At 51.1% G+C, this 440-nt stretch carries 1 protein-coding gene; it reads right to left on the bottom strand.

The genetic code is table 11. The features are described 5' to 3' along the window. On the bottom strand, positions 1 to 440 hold a 440-nt coding region (locus ACU8YC_RS27930), incomplete at both ends, for a threonine/serine ThrE exporter family protein (RefSeq protein ID WP_446896387.1).

The following is a 440-nucleotide window of genomic DNA, read 5'->3' on the forward strand; positions in this document are numbered from 1 at the left end:
GCAGAAAGCTGGCGGCCATGTCGGTGTTTGGGTTGTGGTTAACAGTCGGCAACATCAGCAACAGACCTGAAAGCGTTGTCGCCACAAAAGCCGTGATGCAGAAGTTAATTTGTGAGTGGAAATGCCGGAACGCCAGAATCTGGCGGATATACATAGCCACCATACTGGCGAAAAAGGTGATCACCGCGCCATCCCAGCCGCCGTTATTGAGTTTACAAAAGCAGGCGCAGGATAAACCGACCATCAAGGCAACCAACCATCTTGGATAGCGCAGCGGCTTAATTTGGCTAAAGCGCTTCTCTACGCCTTTAACATCCAGCAGGTTGTGTTCCGCCAAAATTACGGTGTGCTGCACTTCCGTGACGACGTGCATGTTAGTCCCGCGATCATGATTTTTTCGCGTTGTTGTCAGACACTGCCCGTCTTGAATGGTAGTCAGG

It is taken from the genome of Citrobacter sp. VF227 (genome assembly GCF_052950715.1).